Annotated in this window: 1 protein-coding gene; it reads right to left on the bottom strand. The window is 62.7% G+C overall.

The features are described from left to right. Position 1 precedes the first annotated feature (1 nt). Positions 2-1,188 (bottom strand): IS3 family transposase gene (locus AC0L27_RS41040; RefSeq protein WP_473323776.1). Its coding sequence is split into 2 segments (ribosomal slippage): positions 2-930 and positions 930-1,188, totalling 1,188 coding nucleotides; the frame shifts between segments, so codons are not numbered across the junction. Positions 1,189-1,208 lie beyond the last annotated feature (20 nt).

Genomic DNA, 1,208 nt, shown 5'->3' with positions numbered 1-1,208 from the left:
TTCATCCATTGGCGATTAGAGTCTCGGCGGATCTTACGCCGTTTGGCGCGGGGTGAACAACGTGCGATCGGCGGAGCTGGTCGGGGTTGCGCAGCCGGTCGCACGTTGCGGTGAGGTTGGCGGAATAGGCCGCGGGTGTTAGATAGCCCAGCGACGAATGCGGGCGGTGGCTATTGTAGTCATCGGCCCACGCCGCAATCCTGGTTCGGGCGTGATCAAGGCCGAAGAACAGGGTTTCGTTGAGAAGCTCGTCTCGCATCCGGCCGTTGAAGCTTTCACAGAAGCCGTTCTGCATCGGTTTGCCTGGCGCGATAAAGTGCCAGGCAATCTGGTTGTCCTCTGACCAAGTCAGAATGGCGTTGCAGGTGAACTCGGTGCCGTTGTCCGAGACGATCATGCCAGGCTTGCCGCGGCGACCAATCAACGCCGTCAGCTCGCGCGCCACCCGCCGTCCCGGGATCGAAGTATCGGGGATCGCCGCCAGGCATTCCCGGGTCACGTCATCGACGATGTTGAGGATCCGGAACCGGCGCCCATTGGCAAACTGGTCATGGACAAAATCCAGCGACCAACGGGCATTCGGCCGGGCCTCGAGCAGGATCGGCGCCCGGGTGCCGACCGCGCGGCGGCGAGCCCGGCGCTTACGCACGCTGAGGCCTTCCTCCCGATAAAGCCGGTAGATACGGTTCAGCCCGGACGGCTCGCCATGCTGACGCAGCAGCACGAATAACCGCCGATAGCCGAAGCGCCGGCGGGCGTTGGCCAGTTCGCGCAGTTGGACCCGCAGTTCGGCATCGGGCGGCCGGCTCGACCGATAACGGATCATCTTGCGGTCGGCGCTGACGATGATGCAGGCCCGCCGTTCTGACAGTCCCAATTCGGCCTGCAGATGCGCGACAGCTTCGCGCTTGGCGGCGGGCCCTACCATGTTTTTGAAAGAAGCTCACGCAGCGCCGCCGCATCCAGCATCTGCTCGGCCAATAGCTTCTTCAGCTTGGCGTTCTCGTCCTCAAGCTGCCGTAGCCGCTTGGCATCCGAGACGTCCATACCGCCGAATTTGGACTTCCAGTTGTAAAGCGTCGCTTCCGAGACGCCGTGCTTGCGTGCCAAATCGGCCGTCTTCGCACCGGCCTCATGCTCGCGCAGCACGCCTATAATCTGCTCTTCCGTAAACCTGGCTCGCTTCATTTGTCCGTCCTTCAGAAGGC

This window comes from Bradyrhizobium sp. Ken51 (assembly GCF_055807435.1).
Note: the sequence above shows the minus strand (reverse complement) of the source record. Positions and strands in the feature narration are given on the sequence as shown.